Genomic DNA, 16,894 nt, shown 5'->3' with positions numbered 1-16,894 from the left:
GATCAGTCTCAGTGACGCTTGTGACCTTTGGACAAGTTGCTGCCCACCGCGCCGCCAGCAGCGCCGCCCAGGCCTGCACCGATCGTGGCGCCGGTTCTGCCGCCCAAGCTGTTGCCGATCACCGAACCACCGGCCGCGCCAACACCGCCGCCAATCGCCGCTTTCGTCCGGCTACCCTTGCGCGCGGCCATTGCGCTACCGGCCGCGCCTGCTACGCCAGCACCGATTGCCGCGCCAGTGCTGCCGCCCATTTTCTGGCCGACGACATTACCCAGCGCGCCACCCAGACCGCCGCCCAGCGCCGCAGTACCATCGCCAGCAGCCATTGCACCTTGAGCAACCAGAAGCCCAAGAACCAGAGCGGGCAGTGTTAAACGCATGACGAAAACCTCAAAAATTGGGATGACAAAAGGGCCGGGATTTAATGCTGTCGCCGCGAAGAAGTCCAGCCTAAATCAGTGGCTTCGCGTACTCGGCGCCGATTGGACAGCGATTCTGGAAAAGGTTTTATGACAGGCAAAAAAAAGCCCGCTGGGGAGACGGGCTGGAGACTTGCTTTCTAACGGATGGCTTCACCCTACTGCGGCAGACGTGAAAAGTTTGTGAAATCCAGCCACATCCGCCAAACATCGTCCGTAAGATATTTCCTCGAACGCTCAAGCATAAAAAACCCCGTTCAATGACGGGGTTATTCAGAGAATGATTATTTTCTGGATCGTGCAGTGACCTTGGGCAGGAATTTCGCCTTCGGTCCTTTAGGTGCCGTGGATTTGATCTTGCCGATTTGCACCGGATCCTCGCCAAAACCTGACTGGTACTCGGTCTGACCGCACCGTACACAGTTATTGAAGGAAAATTCAGCGCCATCGTCTTCGATATACGGACCAGTCATATCTTTTCCCCTTCGCAACAGACCGATACCGGCAAAAACTCTTTTGCCTGAAAAAATACCGACCTCCTCTGCTTTTGAGACTAGTCGGTCATTCCTGGACTTGTAATTCAGATCAGCTGACGCCCGACGAATGGCCTGCAATACTTAATCACACCGCTGAACTGTTATGGCCCCCAAGCCGCAGGGCTGAACGCAGACAAAAAAAGCCCATTCAACTCTGAATGGGCTCACAAGCCTGTTGATCAAAACTCAGCGCAACTTCACCGCCGTCCCCGTCGCAAACACCACCACCATCCCGCCCTTGCCGCCGGGCATACTGATCTCGAAATCCACCCCGACCACCGCATCCGCCTGCAGAGCACGCGCCCGCTCCCTGATCTCTTCGGTCGCCTGAATACGCGCCTCCTTCAACGCCCGCTCCAGTGTCTGCGAACGTCCGCCGAAAAAATCGCGCATACCGGCGAACATGTCACGGATCACATTGACGCCCTGTACCGACTCGGCGCTGACGATGTCCAAATACGCTGTGATCTGCCGGCCTTCAATGGCGTGAGTGGTGGAAATGATCATGGAATGTCGTCCTTATACGGATGAGTAAATCCGCGATTGTAATCGCTCAAAACGGCTTTTTCTTACAGACCCTTTCATACGTTTGCGGTAGTCTCCCCCCGAACCAACACGACGCTGGTTCATGACACGGATGAATGACTCAAGGACGATAAATGATTTCTTCTGCTCGCCTGGGTGACAAGCACGTCTGCCCATTGCCAGGTCACGGCACCACCCCGATTGCCTCCGCCAGCGGTGACGTAAACATCAACACGATGGGCTCTGCCCGTGTCGGTGATACCTGTGGATGTGGCGCTGTCATCACAACGGGCTTTCCCTCTATCCAGGTGAATGGCCGCCCTATGGCTCACTTGGGAAGTCCCACCAGCCATGGCGGGACGATCATCACAGGATCAGGCGATGTCGGTGGCGGCTTTGTCATGGGAGATGCTGGTGGTGCAACAATCATCAACTTCATGGCGCTCGGGGCCTTCCGCCCCGATGGCTCCGTGGACGATGAGAAAATGGCGACCTTGTTGGCCGATCCAAAGCTCACTGAAAAGGCCACTGCTGCGAATGCCCTGGTAGCACCGAAGCCCGCAGCCAAGCCACCCGTAAAAAAGCCGGAAAAGAAACCCGAGCCAAAAGCTGAACCTGCTGTCTGTAAAGACCCTGACATGATGGAAAAGCTGGCGAGCTACATCGCGGCCGAGATGAACACCAACATTAATAGCCCAGCCGTTCGCCAGATGAGGGAATTGAACAGCTACGACGCCCATGCGAAAACCAAGGAATACATGGCGCAGCCCTTCTGGCTTCAACTCGGTCCAAAGCCTGATTTCTATAGTATGGCGCTTGGGATGAAAGCCAGAGCATTGGCCATTTGGACTGAGCGTGTCGGTCAGAATCGCCCTTGGGACCACAAGCCGATCATCCGCAAGACCATCGGAGGCGTTTGGCACAAGCAAGGAAAGTACGAGTATTTCTATGACATTTGGTCGAACGTCCATTACGGCTATGTGGGCAGGGCTGGAGGTCTATCCGAGAGTGTGCTGCTGGATGGTGCCGGTGGTGAGCAAATCATTTCAGATGCCCTACGCAAAGCCCAAGAAGTCGTAACAAAGCCTAAAGAGCAATGGGAATTACCTGGCCCAAACCGCTCAGCCAATGTCGACGGTCTGAGGGCGTGGGATGATGCGCCCGATCGAATATCCATAAGCATCGGTGTGAATCTCTATCGTCAACATCCCAATGGTGGCATCACAGCCAAAATGATCATGGATCAAGTCCTTGCAGTGCCGCCTAAGGAATGGGGAAAAGGAATCAAATTACATGAATGCAAATAAAACCGGTCGGCGGTATGGGCGCTGGATCCTCCTGATACTCGTCGCCCTTCCAATCGCGTTTTGGTATTTCGGCTCCCCAGTCGTAGCGGTGAATTTTTCCCCGAACAGCGAGGGAGATTTTCACTACGTTTGGAATACTCAAGACAGGATTCATAGAGGCGATATCAAGCACGGTGGCTCGGCCGTTGAGTTCGGCTACCTATTCCCCGATGACGACTTTTTCATGATGTTCGATTGGTGGACTGATAAAGGTTTTCAGAGGTGCATCGACATCACACCCAAGTGGGGTCGAACCATTGACATCTATCTAGATGAAACAGGCAGGATCGATATTGCTAAAACCCGCCCGGACGTTATTGCTCGATTGAAGCAATGCACCGGCGAGCCTGACCCTTTCCGGTCATAGGTAAACTGTCTGCTTTCGAGCAACATCAAGTGGATCGAAGTGATCTTCGTAGACGGGGCCGCCGTGCCCCGTTCTTTATCGGAAATACCAGTCACTCCTTTGCACCACCAATACTGCGCATAACGCAGCCATCAATGTATTCGATGCCGCTGAGAACGAATCCCATAACGGCCATGCCTGCAAGTGTTGCGTCCAGCAACGGGGGCAAAGGATCTGGATCAAGTGGCATGCCCACATCTACACGAGCGACATTGGCGGCGCGCCCCAGCTCCTTGCCTACCGAAGAATTCACCATGACATTGCTCCGCAAGTAGCGCGGTTCTGTCCGCCAGCATGGCTTGCCAGTGCATTAGGTCTCTTGATTGTGAGATAGATGCGACGGTGGTTGAGGTTTTCATCGATTCAAATGCTCATGCGTATAACACTGCACGCATAACCAGCATATTAAGACTCTTCGCATGATAGCTTCAGATGCCGACGAAATGCCCTACTCGCTCAGTGGAATCGCTAATGGAGAATATTAGTTATGACAGCTTTATCTGCCCCAAAAAAAATCCCGCTTCAGTCGAAGCTGAAGCGGGATTTTTCATAACAACGAGCGTTGATTCAGGTCTTCAACGTGGTTTCGCCGAAACTCGTAAAAGCAAAATTTCAAGCGTGCGCTTCACGATCCAGAATATCCGCCACCCATTGGTTGATGCTCTTCTGGGCCAGCTGTGCCTTTACAGCGACTGTGGCATGGAGAGCCGGCGCCAGGCGCAGGCTGAGATTGCCCGAGTAGGGTTTTTGGGGGACGCGACCGAGTTTGGCGCAGGTTTCAAGGTAGTCAGTTACGGCCTCTTGGAAAGCTTTGCGCAGTTCTGCGACCGACTCACCGTGGAAGCCAACGACATCTTTGATGCCCGCGATGTGGCCGACAAACAGGCCGTCTTCATCACTGTAATCGATTCGGGCGGCATAGCCGTTGTAGTTCATTACGTTCACGGGATGACTCCTGCTTGCTCAAGGAAAGCCCGCGCGTCACGCACTTGATAGGGCTTTGCTTCTTTGTCTGGGTGAGGTCGGTGAAAGGTGGCGACCACACCGTTCAATTCAAAACGCACTCGAGAGCCGTTGCCTTCGATTGTCCGGGCGCCCGCCGCACCGAAGAGGGCTTCGATTCGGGCCCATTCCAGTGTGTTCGGTACGGGCTTGGAGAATACAGCTTTGAGCGTACTGAGCTGTTTATTGTTCATGGTATTATATCATGATACCGCACAAAAATTTTGTACCCGCAGTCCTACCGCAGCTACGTGAAGCAAGCCTTCGATACGAAAAAACGCCACTATCCTTATCGGGGAGTGGCGTTTTTTCGTATCAAGCCCACCGCCTGTTTGGCACGACCATCAGAATATCGAGTGACTCAGGTCGCGGTTGTAGGCAAACTCCGCGAGTTGCGTAAGGAAGCACGACTTCTTTGCTCTCAGCAGGCAAGTGCCTTGCCGACCTTCAATTCGCCGGAATATTCTCCAGACATCGCTGCACATTCAGCGATCGGGCTTGGAAACCCGTCGAGTCACGCAACAGCGCTCCCCTCATAAGCGTCAGCGTACTTTTACGACTGTAGGTTTATGTTATGGCGGCTGTGCGTGGGACGTCTTTAGGGCGTGCCGGTCTCCTTGACTCCCGGTTTCCAACCTGCGTACAGCTGCCACCCATTCGCTTGGAAACGACAGTGGCAGCTCCTCATGTCAAGGAGTTAGACCATGTACAGCGCTTCCCTCATATATGCCCCACCTCAGCCTCAACGCTTAATTCCATTCTCTTCCCAATTGCCCTCCATTACTGGAGGTGCCAAATGATCAAAGAGCCGAAGAAAAAACCATCGGTCACACCCACTTCATCTATTGCGCGGACAAGCCACTGTTTCAGGTTTGTGCCGGCGTTCCGTTCAAGGACGCATTGACTCAGGCATCAGATCTGCTGTGCCTGGCCAAATCACTGGCAGAAGACGCCGCTTTCGCGAAGGAAACTGACCGATAGCCTGGGGCGCGCACTTGCTGACGGTGTTCGCAAAAGCGGTGGTCGATGATGTCCTCAAAGCCATGTCACCATGCCCCGGCCCGGCCCGGTGACACTGAAAGCCGCAAAATAGCGAGCGGAGCCTCTGCGTTTGAGTGCTTCGACGGTGGTTGGGCGTGCTTTCGGCGCCCTCCCCCAAGCATCAAAAAGCCCGACGCGGGGCCGGGCTTGAATGCGGCCGGGGCGCGTTATCGGGGGCCTGGTCAATGCTGGCATACCTATGCCAGCCAGTTGCTGACTACAGGCGTGGCTTCAATTGACTGGATCGCTGAACAGATGGGCCATACCAACGGGAATATGATTCGGCAGCACTATGGGACTTGGATTAACGAAGATGGACCGGATGTTGTAGGAATGTTGCAATTAGCGTTGAAAATCTAAGCTCCAAATCTCTCTGCTCAGAAAAAAGCCCCCAGCCTGTTCCTAGACTCGGGGGCTTTTTAATTAAGCGGCTCTATTCACGCTCAGCGCGGATAATCTGGATGTACAGGTGCCCCTGGCAAAGTCCAGCCAAGTGAATACCAAGTCCAAGGCGAACCATCTTCTTGCCTGGCAGGATTCACGGCCAAAAGGATCCAGCCAGCTCTGAGGTAAGCGTTGCTCTTACTTACGTTGTCAGTGCTCATTACTTCTTTTACGTCTTCAACAGCCATCGGTACAACTCCTTGTGGATGATGGCTCATTGCAATCACAGTGGCCGCCCCCATGGAGAGCTTTCAGAAATTCTTCATAGCCGAGTGCTGTCGTCTATGTGATCAAAATTTCAAAGCGCTGACCGGCAAGTGGGCCGACTGATCAGACCCACCTATACGAAGTGTGAAGCGCTTAATCTGCTCTGGTCCCAGATTTGGTCCCATATCACCATTTTCCAGACGCCAAAAACCACAAACCCCCGACTTTCTCTAGGAAAATCAGGGGTTTGCGTTTACTGAATGTGGCGGTGAAGGAGAGATTCGAACTCTCGATACAGTTTCCTGTATACACACTTTCCAGGCGTGCTCCTTAAGCCACTCGGACACTTCACCGTATCTCTTCAAACATGTTCTGTCTGTCGAGGCGCGCTAATGTAGTCGAAAGCTTTTGCGATGGCAAACTTTTTTTCAGAATTTTCATGCGGTTAAGAGAAAAAACCATTTTGCCCACCGGCGGGCCATGGCAAACCGGCCAATCTTCGGTGGGTGCGGCCCTTCTATATAGAAGCGCAATGCCTCGTTACGCTGGGTGGGCCGGGAAACGATGACTGGCGAGTCAGTCACGGCGCTTTACCTGGCCTGCGGCGGTGGGTAACGTCTGCCCATCTTTCTTACAAGGAATAGCGTCATGAGTGAGTTGATTTCCTACCACCTCGAAGACGGTATCGCGACCCTGACCTTGAGCAACGGCAAGGTCAATGCCATTTCTCCGGACGTGATTGCGGCATTCAACGCGGCGCTGGATCAGGCGGTGACTGATCGTGCCATCGTGATCGTTACCGGTCAGCCCGGGATTTTGTCCGGCGGCTATGACCTGAAGGTGATGACAGCCGGCCCGAAAGAAGCGGTAGCGTTGGTGACTGCCGGTTCGACGTTGGCGCGTCGTCTGCTCTCTCACCCGTTCCCGGTGATCGTCGCTTGCCCGGGTCATGCCGTGGCCAAGGGCGCGTTTATTCTGTTGTCTGCCGATTACCGCATCGGTGTTGATGGCCCGTTCAGCATCGGTCTGAACGAAGTGCAGATCGGTATGACCATGCACCACGCCGGTATCGAGCTGGCGCGTGATCGTCTGCGTCGCTCGGCGTTTCACCGCTCGGTGATCAACGGCGAAATGTTCGATCCGAAAAGCGCCGTGGATGCCGGTTTTCTCGACAAGGTGGTTTCCGCCGAAGAGCTGCAAGGTGCCGCCCTCGCCGCTGCGCGTCAGTTGAAAAAGATCAATATGCTCGCGCACAAGAACACCAAGTTGAAAGTCCGTAAGGCACTGCTGGAAGCGCTGGATAACGCGATCATCCAGGATCAGGAGCATCTGGGTTAAGGCTGGATTCAAGAACGTAACGAAAAGCCCGACCGTCGTGTCGGGCTTTTTCTTGCACGCATGGTTTAAAAGTCTGCAACAGCTCTAGGACAGGTCTGACCATCCATTCGGAAACATGCGCTTAAACATCGGCTATCTCCGGACTCTATAGTGGCAATTGCCGAAAACAGTGCACATCCGTACACTGCGCCACCTTTTGTCCCGGTGGGCCTGAAAATGCTGTTCGTGTTTCGTATGTTATTGATGGGCCTGCACTTTATTCTCGCCGGCGTGCTCGGGGTGATTCTCGGGATCTGCCGCCCGTTCAATCCGGACAACAGCCGGCTGTGCGCCCGCCTCTACGCGCTACCAGCGATGTGTATTTTGCGTTTACGGGTGAAATCCGATGTCAGCGGTTTGATGAACAAACCCGACAGTTGCGTGATCATCGCCAACCATCAGTCCAACTATGACTTGTTCGTTTTCGGCAACGTCGTGCCGCGCCGTACCGTGTGCATCGGCAAGAAGAGCCTCAAGTGGGTGCCACTGTTCGGACAACTGTTCTGGCTGGCCGGCAATGTGTTGATCGACCGTGGCAATGCGCACAAGGCACGCCAGTCGATGCTGACCACCACCAATACCTTGCAGAACGAAGACACCTCGATCTGGGTGTTCCCGGAGGGCACGCGCAACCTCGGCGAAGAATTGCTGCCCTTCAAGAAAGGCGCGTTCCAGATGGCAATTGCCGCTGGTGTACCGATCGTTCCGGTTTGCGTGAGCAGTTACATCAAGCACATGCGTCTGAATCGCTGGCGCAGCGGAAAAATTCTCATACGCTCGCTGCCGGCGATTCCTACAGCCGGATTGACCATGGATGACATGCCCATGCTCATCAATCAGTGCCGCGAACAGATGCGCGAGTGCATTGAGTCGATGGATCGGCAACTGCAAGCCGCCTGAAAAGACAACCCGCCCTGTGCGGGTTTTCTTTTGCCCGGTGAACTGTACAGATTTCACTGACTCTCAAGCAGCGACACGGCTAAGCTGAAGCCTTGTATTCCCTGCCACCTGCCAAGAAGAAGTGAATCACCACCATGGGTCGAGTTGTTGCTGCTGCGGTGTACAGCGCAGGCAAGAAAGTCACCAATATTACCCTCGACGAAGGCGCTGCCTGGGCCGCGAAAACCGGTCACTTTGTCTGGATCGGTCTGGAAGAACCGGACGCACAGGAACTGTCCAATCTGCAACGTCAGTTCAACCTGCACGAACTGGCCATTGAAGACGCCCTGGAAAAACACAGCCGACCGAAGCTGGAAACCTTTGGCGACGCTCTGTTTATCGTCACCTATTCGCCCATCCGCGAACACGGCGTTCTGCAGTTCATCGAAACGCACATCTTCGCCGGCAAGGGCTACATCATCACCGCGCGTAACGGCCACTCGGCGTCCTACGCCCATGTCCGCCAACGCTGTGAGGCGCGTCCGCTGCTGCTGGAGCATGGGGAAGATTTCGTACTGTATGCGTTGCTCGATTTCGTCATCGAGAACTACCAGCCGGTCGGCGAAGCGATCCATGCCGAAATCGATGAACTGGAGCGCAACGTGTTGTGTAGCGCGTTGAATGAACGTGACATTCAGAAGCTGCATGGCTTGCGCCGCGATGTCGTGCGCCTGCGCCGGTACGCGGCGCCGATGGTGGAGATTGGCGAGGAACTGCAGAAACTGAGTTTCCCGTTTATCGACAAGAACATGCGCCCATACTTCCGCGATGTGCAGATCCACGTAACGCGGCAGATGGAAGACCTGAGCACTTTGGCCGACATCGCCAGCCAGACCATCGAGATCGGTGTGTTGCTCGAGGCTTCACGGCAAAGCGTGGTACAGCGCAAGTTTGCTGCCTGGGCGGCAATCCTGGCGTTTCCGACGGCGGTGGCGGGGATTTACGGGATGAACTTCCAGAACATGCCGGAGTTGAGCTGGCACTACGGTTACTTCGGGGTGCTGGGGTTTATTGCGGTGGGGTGTGTAAGTTTGTGGGCGAGCTTCAAGAAATCCGGGTGGTTGTAGCGCAGACCGAGTTGACTGGAACATTCGCGAGCAGGCTCGCTCCCACATTGATCGGTGGCGCACCGAAAATCCAATGTGGGAGCGAGCCTGCTCGCGAAGCTTTTGGCCTTAGACAGTTTCTGGCTTATGCGCCACAAAACGCATCATCCATTCCGCGACTGTCGCACCATGGTGTTCCTGCTCGAGACTGGCCACACCTTTGCTGTAGATCTGCGAACCCAACGCTTCCTGACGCAGATCGAGCAGCGCCCGCGAGTAATCGTGAATGAACTCCGGGTGGCCCTGGAAGCACAACACCTGATCGTTGATGTGATAGGCCGCAAACGGGCAAAAATCACTGGAAGCAATCACCGTGGCGTTTTCCGGCAGCGCTGTGACCTGATCCTGGTGGCTGATCAGCAGCGTCAGTTCCTCACGTACCGGACTCATCCACGGCGCCTTCGCCGCCAGTTTGTAGTTGTGAGTGCCGACGCCCCAACCCTGCGTCGCACGCTCGCTCTTGCCGCCGAGCAGCAGCGCCAGCAATTGATGGCCGAAGCAAACGCCGAGCAGTTTGTCGCCACGCTCGTAACGAGTCAGCAGGTATTCCTTGAGGGTCTGGATCCACGGATCAGTACCAAACGAGTCAGCCTTGCTGCCGGTGACCAGGTACGCGTCGAAGGTCAGGTCATCGCTTGGGTATTCGCCCTGCATCACGTTGTAGACAGTGAACTCGGCGGCAATCGGTTGCTGCGAGAACAGGCGCTGGAACATCTGCCCGTAACCCTGATATTGATCGACCAGTTCCGGACGCAGGATGTCGGTTTCCAGAATGCAGATGCGTAGCGACATAAAAAATACCTGACACGTGATGGGAATAATGAACACCCCAGAGCCTGCCTTGAAACACCCTGGCAAGGCAAGCCCCGGAATGCTCGTTGCCCTTAGAACATTTCACCTTTTGCCGCTTTATCCAGCAGCAACGCTGGCGGCGCGAAACGCTCGCCATACTGCTCGGCCAGATACTGCGCGCGAGCGACGAAATCCGTCACCCCGTATTGGTTGATGAACTGCAACGCACCGCCCGTCCACGCTGCAAAACCGATACCGAAGATCGAGCCAACGTTGGCGTCCGCCGTCGAGGTCAGCACACCCTCCTCCACACAGCGCACGGTTTCAATGGCTTGTACAAATAGCAGCCGATCACGCACATCCTTGGGCGAAATCTGCCCATCGGCTCTCTCGAATCGCGTCTTCAGTTCGGGCCACAAATGTTTCTGTGCACCGCTTGGGTAATCGTAAAAACCGCCACCCGCCGCTTTGCCCGGACGCTTGTATTCGTTAAGCAGCAAGTCAATCACGGCGAAGGCCGGGTGCTCAATCAGCGATTTCCCTTCTGCCTGTAGGTCCTTGGCGGTTTGCTGACGGATATGGCTCATCAGGCTGAGGGAAACTTCGTCGGAGATCGCCAGAGGTCCGACCGGCATCCCGGCCTTGCGCGCTTCGGTCTCGATCATTGGCGCGCTCACGCCTTCACCAAGCATGGCAATGCCTTCATTGGTGAACGTGCCGAATACCCGCGAGGTAAAGAAGCCGCGACTGTCGTTGACCACAATCGGGGTCTTCTTGATTTGCAGGACGAAATCGAAACCTCGAGCCAGGGTTTCGTCGCTGGTCTGCGCGCCTTTGATGATTTCCACCAATGGCATTTTCTCTACCGGACTGAAGAAATGCAGACCGATGAATTTTCCAGGATCAGGCACAGCCTTTGCCAGGCCGGTGATCGGCAGCGTCGATGTATTCGAGGCGATGACAGCTTCGGCGCCGACAATTTGCTGGGCGGCAGAGGAAACCCTGGCCTTGAGATCGCGATCTTCAAACACCGCCTCGATGATCAGATCGCAACCCGCGAGGTCGGCATCACTTTCGGACGGCTTGATCCGCGCCAACACCTCATCACGCTTCGCAGCATCCATCTGTCCGCGAGCGACTTTCTTGTCCAGCAACGCGGCAGAATGTGCTTTGCCTTTTTCGGCGGCAGCCAGATTGACGTCCTTGAGCACCACTTCAATCCCCGCCAAAGCACTGACAAATGCAATCCCCGCGCCCATCATCCCGGCGCCGAGCACGCCGACCTTCTGCGTCTTATAAGGCGCAAAGCCCTGCGGCCGCGAACCTCCGGCGTTGATCTCATTGAGTTGAAACCAGAACGTGCCGATGAGGTTTTTCGAGATCTGGCCGGTGGTCAGTTCAGTGAAGTAACGGGTTTCGATCAGATGTGCAGTATCGAAATCGACCTGAGCGCCCTCGACTGCCGCGCAGAGGATTTTCTCCGGTGCCGGCATTGTCCCCTGGGTCTTGCTGCGCAGAATCGACGGAGCAATCGCCAGCATCTGCGCGACTTTCGGATTCGACGGCGTGCCGCCCGGAATCTGATAACCCTTCACATCCCAGCGCTGCACGGCCGTCGGATTGGCAACGATCCAGGCGCGCGCCTTGGCCAGCAATTCATCGCGGTTCGCCGCCAGGTCATCAATCAAACCCGCCTGCAACGCCTGTTGCGGACGCACTTTCTTGCCTTCGAGCAAATACGGCAGCGCCTTTTCGATGCCAAGCATACGCACCATGCGCACCACCCCGCCGCCGCCCGGCAACAGGCCGAGGGTCACTTCCGGTAGACCGAGTTGCACCGATGCATCGTCCAGCGCCACGCGATGATGACAGGCGAGGCAGATTTCCCAACCGCCGCCCAACGCCGCGCCGTTGATCGCCGCGACCACCGGTTTGCCGAGGGTTTCCAGAGTGCGCAATTGCCCCTTGAGGGTCAGCACCATGTCGTAGAAGGCTTTGGCTTCTGGCTTGCCGACCTTGATCAGCTCATTGAGGTCGCCGCCGGCAAAGAAGGTTTTCTTCGCCGAGGTGATGATGACCCCGGCAATGTTGTCTTTTTCCGCCACCAGCCGGGCGACGCACGCAGCCATGGCCTCGCGGTACACAGCGTTCATGGTGTTGGCGCTCTGGCCCGGCATGTCGATGGTCAGCACGACGATCGCGTCCTGGCCTTTTTCGTAACGAATGGCTTCGCTCATAACAAGATTCCTTGAATTCGGGGCTCAGAGGCGTTCGATGATGGTGGCAATGCCCATGCCGCCGCCGACGCACAGCGTCGCCAGGCCATAGCGCTGGCGTCGCGCTTCCAGCTCATCGAGCAAGGTGCCGAGGATCGCGCAACCGGTCGCGCCCAGCGGGTGGCCCATGGCGATGGAGCCGCCGTTGACATTGACCTTGTCGGGGTCGACGGCCATGTCCTTGATGAACTTCAGCACCACCGAAGCAAACGCTTCGTTGACCTCGAACAGGTCGATGTCTTCAACGCGCAACCCGGCCTTGGCCAGCGCCTTGCGCGTTGCCGGCGCAGGGCCAGTGAGCATGATCGTTGGATCGGTGCTGGTAACCGCCGTGGCGACAATCCGCGCCCGAGGTTGCAGCCCCAGCGCGCGGCCCTTGGCTTCGGAGCCGATCAGCATTAGCGCGGCACCGTCGACGATCCCGGAACTGTTACCCGGTGTGTGCACGTGATTGATTCGCTCGACATGGCTGTAGACCCGCAATGCCGTCGCGTCGAAACCCATCTGCCCGATCATTTCGAAACTCGGCTTGAGCTTGCCCAAGCCTTCCAGAGTCGACTCGGCACGAATGAACTCATCGTGATCGAGCAGGATGATGCCGTTCTGGTCCTGCACCGGCACCAGCGACTTGTTGAACGAGCCGTCAGCCCGCGCCCGTGCGGCTTTCTGTTGCGAGTGCAAGGCGTAGGCATCGACGTCCTGACGGCTGAAGCCTTCCAGCGTGGCGATAAGGTCCGCGCCAACACCTTGCGGAGTGAAATGACTGTGCAGGTTGGTTTGCGGGTCCAGCGCCCAGGCGCCGCCATCGCTGCCCATCGGCACCCGCGACATCGACTCGACGCCGCCGACCACCACCAGGTCTTCGAAGCCCGAGCGCACTTTCATTGCGCCGAGGTTGACCGCTTCGAGTCCCGAGGCGCAGAAACGGTTGATCTGCACGCCCGCAACGCTGACGTCCCAATCGGCCACTTGCACGGCGGTTTTGGCGATGTCCGAGCCTTGATCGCCAATCGGCGTGACGCAGCCGACCACCACGTCATCGACCTGACTGGTGTCCAGCGCGTTACGCGCTTGCAGCGCGGTCAGCAGACCGGCCAGCAGATTCACCGGTTTGACGCTGTGCAAAGCGCCATCGGCCTTGCCTCTGCCACGGGGCGTGCGTAGCGCATCGAATATCAAAGCTTGGGTCATGTCGTCCTCGAACCTGTGCGGTGAGTGATTTCTTGTACCTTCACTCTTGGCCCAAGCCGTCATGGTTTCAATGACCACAGCGCTCAATGCGGTTGACGCACACGCTCAGACGGACGGTCACAGAAGGCTGGGTGAACCGGTTCAGGTCGGCGAGTTGTCTAGCCAGCGGGCGGCAAAGAAGCTGGCAATAAGCCTCATGCCTTTTTAATCGCAATTGCCTAGTACTCCATATGAAATGGATCTAAGCCAAGCGTGACGCGGGCCCTAAGGTAGTACATGTACGTCAGAGTCGTCGGGTTTTGCCGAGGCCGACGTTCTTCAACAGGAAGTGCAGCGCTTGCCGTCATGGATATGCAGGCAAGCATCAGGAAATAACAATAAAGGCGGTCAAGCCATGTTCAAACAACCGAAAGTTCGTCAAGCAGGGCTCATTCTTTTCGCCACGACGCTGTTGTTGATTTTGCCGAATCTGACCAAGGTCATCGGCTGAATCGAGCGGCAGGTGCTGTTTATCGCCACTGAAAATGTGACTGGCCCGCTACCCGGGCCAGCGTGGCTGTGCCAACCTTGCGCACTCCCACGACATGGACGGCGATCATTTGAAAGCGCTCATTGTGTTCGGGGCCATGCTGCTGAGCATGCCCTTGTCTGCCGCACAGTTGGATCTGCAACTGGGCGCAAACAGCCGCACCTGGCAGACCGAAGAACTGCTCAAGCATCCTCAAGTGCAAACCCTCACGATCAAAAACGATGTGTCCTACAAGAAGGACATGACCTATCGCGTCGTGCCTGTGGCTGCGCTGCTGACCGGGATAAAACCGCAAGATCATCTGCAAGCGGTGGCACTGGACGGGTTTGCCGCGGAATTGGCTGCGGCTCCGTTACTCAACCGCGACGGCGCACGGGCATGGCTGGCCATCGAAGATCCGGCACAGCCGTGGCCACCGCTGTCGGAAGGCAAGCACAGCGCCGGGCCGTTCTATCTGGTCTGGAGCGATCCACAGGCTGGCAATATCAGCCCGGAGCAATGGCCATTCCAGGTCGCGAGCATCAAGCGCATGGCGCCGGTGGCCGAACGCTTCCCTGCCCTGCTGCCGTATCCTGCGTTGAAGGCGGATGACCCGGTGAACCAAGGGTTTGTGCTGTTTCAGAAGAACTGTCTGGCGTGTCACCGGTTGAACGGTGCGGGGGATGCGCAGTTCGGGCCGGATCTGAATATTCCGTATAACCCGACCGAGTATTTCGGCGCGGATTTCCTCAAGCGTTACATTCGTGATCCGCAGAGTCTGCGTCAGTGGCCACAGGCAAAGATGCCGGGGTTTTCGGTGGAGGTGTTGCCGGATGGGGATTTGCAGATGTTGGTGGGATATTTGAAACACATGGCCGGGCGCAAGGTTAAGCCCTGAGCACATTTCCTTGTAGGAGTGAGCCTGCTCGCGATAGCGGTGTATCAGTCAGCACATTTGTAACTGACAGACCGCTATCGCGAGCAGGCTCACTCCTACAAGGGTTTTGTGTGGGCCAGTTACTGTTGTTGGACGGAGATGACTGGCGTCGGCGAGACAAACACTTTCGCATGCATCTGCTCGCACCCACCGCCCCGGCGCATGCCCCGTACCGGGCAGGCATCCAGATAATCCAGACCCACCGCCAGTTTCAAATGCCGCTCCGGCCGCGCCAGTTGATTGGTCACATCAAAGCTGTACCAAGCGTCATCCAGCCAGGCTTCCGCCCAGGCGTGGCTCGCCAGATGCTCGCAATCCTCGCTGTACAAATAGCCCGACACATAACGCGATGGAATCCCGAGGCTGCGTGCGCAAGCCAGAAACGCGTGAGCGTGATCCTGACAAACCCCGGCACGTCCGGCGAAAGCTTCCGCCGCGCTGGTGTCGACTTCAGTAGAACCCGGCGTATACGTCATGTGCTGATTCAAACCGTGCATCAAATCAATCAGCGCCGTGCGATCGCGCCGCTGCTTGCAGGATTTTTCCGCGAACGCACGCAGCGCCTCATCGGCCTCGGTCAAGCGAGTGAAGCGCAGAAACGGCAGCGCCGACTGGCTCTCGTGCTCGGCCTCGCGCAATTCGTCGATATCGACCTGCCCGCGGGCGCCGATGATGATCGCTTCGTGCGGTTCATCCATGGTCAGCACATGCAGGATATTGCCGAACGGATCGAGTTGCGCGCGCACCGGGCGTGGCAGGTCGAGTTGCCAGCTCAGCACATGCTGACGCTCGCTGTCGTGGGGGGTCAGCCGCAGGTACTGGATGCTCGCCCGCACCTGATCTTCGTAGTGATAGGTGGTCTCGTGGCTTATGGAAAGTCTCATGCAGCCTCCAGGTAGGAACTGTGAATGGCGTTGCCCAACTGGCGCACCAGCGGGATGAATTCGGTCAGCCAGGCGTGCAGGCCTTCCTCGAGAATTTCGTTGATGCCGGTGTAGCGCAGGCGCGCGTCCATCTCTGCTGCCAGACGTTGCGCCGGTCGGCCATTGGCGCCAGGCAACTGCGCGAGAATCTGGTCGATCTCTTCGGTGCAGGCTCGCAATGAGCGCGGCACATCGGCACGCAACAGCAGCAACTCGGCGACGTGACGGGCGCCGGGCGCATCGCGGTAGATTTCGGTGTAGGCCTCGAAGGAGGACAAGGCGCGCAGCAAGGCACTCCACTGGTAATAAGCGTGGGCCGTACCGTCGCTGACCGCTTCAGCCTGATCGCCGGCCATTTCATAGCGTGCATCGAGCAACCGCAGCGTGTTGTCCGCGCGTTCGATGAACGTCCCGAGACGAATGAAACGAAATGCATCGTTACGCATGATCGTGCCGTAGGACGCACCACGAAACAGGTGCGAACGCTCCTTGATCCATTCGCAGAAACGGCTCATGCCATAGCGACTGAGGCCCTGTTCGGCGATCCCGCGAATTTCCAGCCACGTCGAATTGATGTTCTCCCACATATCCGCCGTGATGCGCCCGCGCACGGCATGGGCGCTGGCCCGCGCCGCGCCGAGGCAGCTGTAGATGCTCGCCGGGTTGGCCGCATCAAGGGCAAAAAAGTGCAGCAGGCGTTCGGCATGCAGCGCGCCGTGACGCTCCAGATAATCGTCGAGGGTGCCGGTGATCAACAGTGGCATGGCCAATTCGTGCAAACCGTCGCCGCGACCGTCCTGCGGCATCAGCGACAGCGAATAACTGATGTCGAGCATCCGGGCGAGGTTTTCCGCCCGCTCCAGGTAACGCGACATCCAATACAGATCCGAGGCAGTTCTACTTAACATGGCAAGCTTCC

The 16,894-nt window shown here is 56.8% G+C and carries 18 protein-coding genes, 1 tRNA gene and 2 pseudogenes; 8 read left to right on the top strand and 13 right to left on the bottom strand.

What is annotated here, in order from left to right; all coding sequences use genetic code 11:
• Positions 1-8 precede the first annotated feature (8 nt).
• From AC5SEM_RS05665 to AC5SEM_RS05655, 3 genes are all read right to left on the bottom strand, one after another.
• Positions 9-380, bottom strand: a complete 372-nt coding sequence (locus AC5SEM_RS05665; protein ID WP_016983669.1) for a glycine zipper domain-containing protein — start codon at positions 378-380, stop codon at positions 9-11.
• Between the two features lie 323 nt (positions 381-703).
• A complete protein-coding gene (locus tag AC5SEM_RS05660) occupies positions 704-892 on the bottom strand; it encodes a hypothetical protein (RefSeq protein ID WP_077571808.1) in 189 nt (62 codons plus the stop codon).
• A 249-nt stretch (positions 893-1,141) separates the two neighbouring features.
• Positions 1,142-1,462, bottom strand: coding sequence for a YbjQ family protein (locus tag AC5SEM_RS05655; protein ID WP_016985528.1), 321 nt, complete (start codon positions 1,460-1,462; stop codon positions 1,142-1,144).
• A 152-nt stretch (positions 1,463-1,614) separates the two neighbouring features.
• Between AC5SEM_RS05655 and AC5SEM_RS05650 the strand changes: the two genes are divergently transcribed.
• Positions 1,615-2,787 carry a polymorphic toxin type 44 domain-containing protein gene (locus tag AC5SEM_RS05650; RefSeq protein ID WP_495472346.1) on the top strand — a complete coding sequence of 391 codons (1,173 nt, stop codon included), beginning with the start codon at positions 1,615-1,617 and terminating at the stop codon, positions 2,785-2,787.
• On the top strand, positions 2,774-3,193 hold the full coding sequence (locus AC5SEM_RS05645) for a hypothetical protein (protein ID WP_495472345.1): 420 nt from the start codon (positions 2,774-2,776) through the stop codon (positions 3,191-3,193). Before AC5SEM_RS05650 ends, AC5SEM_RS05645 begins: the two co-directional genes overlap by 14 nt.
• Before the next feature lie 91 nt (positions 3,194-3,284).
• On the opposite strand, the gene AC5SEM_RS05640 is transcribed toward AC5SEM_RS05645, so the two are convergent.
• The 3 genes from AC5SEM_RS05640 to AC5SEM_RS05630 form a co-directional block, all read right to left on the bottom strand.
• Complete coding sequence (locus AC5SEM_RS05640) at positions 3,285-3,488, bottom strand: hypothetical protein (protein ID WP_495472344.1); 204 nt, start codon at positions 3,486-3,488, stop codon at positions 3,285-3,287.
• Positions 3,489-3,844: 356 nt separating this feature from the next.
• Positions 3,845-4,177, bottom strand: a complete 333-nt coding sequence (locus AC5SEM_RS05635) for a type II toxin-antitoxin system HicB family antitoxin (RefSeq protein WP_495472343.1) — start codon at positions 4,175-4,177, stop codon at positions 3,845-3,847.
• Positions 4,174-4,428 (bottom strand): type II toxin-antitoxin system HicA family toxin, encoded by a 255-nt coding sequence (locus AC5SEM_RS05630; RefSeq protein ID WP_077571803.1) that lies wholly within the window; start codon positions 4,426-4,428, stop codon positions 4,174-4,176. Before AC5SEM_RS05630 ends, AC5SEM_RS05635 begins: the two co-directional genes overlap by 4 nt.
• Positions 4,429-5,017: 589 nt before the next feature.
• Here AC5SEM_RS05630 and AC5SEM_RS05625 point away from each other — a divergent pair.
• Both AC5SEM_RS05625 and AC5SEM_RS05620 read left to right on the top strand, forming a co-directional pair.
• Positions 5,018-5,307 (top strand): annotated as a pseudogene (locus AC5SEM_RS05625) (DUF3077 domain-containing protein).
• A gap of 115 nt (positions 5,308-5,422) precedes the next feature.
• Positions 5,423-5,635 (top strand): annotated as a pseudogene (locus AC5SEM_RS05620) (site-specific integrase); the annotation flags it as partial.
• An 83-nt stretch (positions 5,636-5,718) separates the two neighbouring features.
• On the opposite strand, the gene AC5SEM_RS05615 reads toward AC5SEM_RS05620, so the two are convergent.
• A complete protein-coding gene (locus tag AC5SEM_RS05615; protein WP_495472342.1) occupies positions 5,719-5,907 on the bottom strand; it encodes a hypothetical protein in 189 nt (62 codons plus the stop codon).
• A 282-nt stretch (positions 5,908-6,189) separates the two neighbouring features.
• Positions 6,190-6,279 (bottom strand) — tRNA-Ser (locus AC5SEM_RS05610).
• A gap of 295 nt (positions 6,280-6,574) precedes the next feature.
• On the opposite strand from AC5SEM_RS05610, the gene AC5SEM_RS05605 reads away from it, so the two are divergent.
• The 3 genes from AC5SEM_RS05605 to AC5SEM_RS05595 all read left to right on the top strand — a co-directional run bounded on the left by AC5SEM_RS05605 (position 6,575) and on the right by AC5SEM_RS05595 (position 9,309).
• Positions 6,575-7,264 carry a crotonase/enoyl-CoA hydratase family protein gene (locus tag AC5SEM_RS05605; protein WP_495472341.1) on the top strand — a complete coding sequence of 230 codons (690 nt, stop codon included), beginning with the start codon at positions 6,575-6,577 and terminating at the stop codon, positions 7,262-7,264.
• A gap of 216 nt (positions 7,265-7,480) precedes the next feature.
• Positions 7,481-8,203, top strand: coding sequence for a lysophospholipid acyltransferase family protein (locus AC5SEM_RS05600; RefSeq protein WP_116032837.1), 723 nt, complete (start codon positions 7,481-7,483; stop codon positions 8,201-8,203).
• A 134-nt stretch (positions 8,204-8,337) separates the two neighbouring features.
• Complete coding sequence (locus tag AC5SEM_RS05595) at positions 8,338-9,309, top strand: magnesium and cobalt transport protein CorA (protein WP_116032841.1); 972 nt, start codon at positions 8,338-8,340, stop codon at positions 9,307-9,309.
• 108 nt (positions 9,310-9,417) lie between these two features.
• On the opposite strand, the gene AC5SEM_RS05590 is transcribed toward AC5SEM_RS05595, so the two are convergent.
• From AC5SEM_RS05590 to AC5SEM_RS05580, 3 genes are all read right to left on the bottom strand, one after another.
• Complete coding sequence (locus AC5SEM_RS05590) at positions 9,418-10,140, bottom strand: amidotransferase (RefSeq protein ID WP_175554920.1); 723 nt, start codon at positions 10,138-10,140, stop codon at positions 9,418-9,420.
• Between the two features lie 92 nt (positions 10,141-10,232).
• Positions 10,233-12,377, bottom strand: coding sequence for a 3-hydroxyacyl-CoA dehydrogenase NAD-binding domain-containing protein (locus tag AC5SEM_RS05585; protein ID WP_495472340.1), 2,145 nt, complete (start codon positions 12,375-12,377; stop codon positions 10,233-10,235).
• A gap of 24 nt (positions 12,378-12,401) precedes the next feature.
• Positions 12,402-13,607, bottom strand: a complete 1,206-nt coding sequence (locus AC5SEM_RS05580; protein ID WP_495472339.1) for an acetyl-CoA C-acetyltransferase — start codon at positions 13,605-13,607, stop codon at positions 12,402-12,404.
• Positions 13,608-14,191: 584 nt separating this feature from the next.
• Between AC5SEM_RS05580 and AC5SEM_RS05575 the strand changes: the two genes are divergently transcribed.
• Positions 14,192-15,013 (top strand): c-type cytochrome, encoded by an 822-nt coding sequence (locus tag AC5SEM_RS05575; protein WP_495472338.1) that lies wholly within the window; start codon positions 14,192-14,194, stop codon positions 15,011-15,013.
• Positions 15,014-15,132: 119 nt separating this feature from the next.
• Here the strand turns inward: AC5SEM_RS05575 and AC5SEM_RS05570 are convergent, their stop codons facing one another.
• Positions 15,133-15,936 carry a transglutaminase family protein gene (locus AC5SEM_RS05570; protein WP_034151732.1) on the bottom strand — a complete coding sequence of 268 codons (804 nt, stop codon included), beginning with the start codon at positions 15,934-15,936 and terminating at the stop codon, positions 15,133-15,135.
• Positions 15,933-16,883, bottom strand: a complete 951-nt coding sequence (locus AC5SEM_RS05565; RefSeq protein ID WP_016982907.1) for an alpha-E domain-containing protein — start codon at positions 16,881-16,883, stop codon at positions 15,933-15,935. The genes AC5SEM_RS05570 and AC5SEM_RS05565 overlap by 4 nt, the downstream gene beginning before the upstream one ends.
• Positions 16,884-16,894: the final 11 nt, after the last annotated feature.

The organism is Pseudomonas sp. CH61, from assembly GCF_059429415.1.
This window is presented reverse-complemented; position numbering and strand designations above follow the sequence as displayed.